The 1,009-nt window shown below is 72.5% G+C and carries 1 protein-coding gene; it reads right to left on the bottom strand.

The features are described from left to right. Positions 1-1,009 (bottom strand): sulfate adenylyltransferase subunit 1 (locus tag M8J74_RS44130; RefSeq protein WP_249841765.1); only part of this gene is annotated, 1,009 nt, incomplete at both ends.

Here is a 1,009-nt window from a genome sequence, read left to right as displayed (position 1 = left end):
TGAGGGTGGTGCCGTCGTCGGCGTCGATCAGGATGAACGAGCCGGTGCGCCGGGAGTCGGCGTACAAGTCCAGGGGGAGCGGCTCGGCGGTGCGGATCTTCACGCGGCCGATGTCGTTGGCCAGGAGCTGCCCCGGGTGCGGGTGCAGGGACAGGTCGTCCAGGGTGAGCCGGGAGGGGATGTCCTTGACGATCGCCTGCACCGTGCGGGTGCCGTGCTTGAGCAGCACCCGCCGGCCCACGGTCAGCGGGGCGTCGGCGACATGGCAGACGGTCGCCTCGAAGTCCCGCATGCCCTGCGGGACATCGCCGCTGGGCACGACCAGATCGCCGCGCGCGACGTCGATGTCGTCCTTGAGCAGCAGCGTCACCGACAGCGGCGCCGCGGCCGCCCCGACCGGCTCACCCAGCAGGTCGATGCCCGCGATACGGGTGGCCCGCCCGGAGGGCAGCACCGTCACCGCCTCCCCGACGCGGAAGGTGCCGGCGGCGATCTGCCCGGCGTAGCCGCGGTAGTCGGGGTGCTCGGCGCTCTGCGGCCGGATCACGTACTGCACCGGAAGACGCGCCGGGCAGCGCCCCGGCTCGTGCGCGGCCGGCACGGTCTCCAGGTGCTCCAGCACGGTCGGGCCCGCGTACCAGTCCATGGTCGCCGACGGCTCCACCACGTTGTCACCGGCCAGCGCGGAGATCGGGATCGCGGTGACCTCCGGCACGCCCAGGGCGAGGGCGTAGGCGGTGAACTCCTTGGCGATCGCCGCGAAGACGGACTCCTGGTAGTCGACGAGGTCCATCTTGTTGACGGCCAGGACCACGTGCGGCACCCGCAGCAGGGCGGCGATCGCGGCATGGCGGCGGGTCTGCTCGACGACGCCGTGGCGGGCGTCGACCAGGATCACCGTCAGCTCGGCGGTGGAGGCGCCGGTGACCATGTTGCGGGTGTACTGCACATGGCCGGGGGTGTCGGCGAGGATGAACCGGCGGCGGGGGGTGGCGAAGTAGCGGTAGGC

Origin of the sequence: Streptomyces panaciradicis (assembly GCF_023516615.1) — a bacterium.
Lineage (GTDB): Bacteria > Actinomycetota > Actinomycetes > Streptomycetales > Streptomycetaceae > Streptomyces > Streptomyces panaciradicis.
This window is presented reverse-complemented; position numbering and strand designations above follow the sequence as displayed.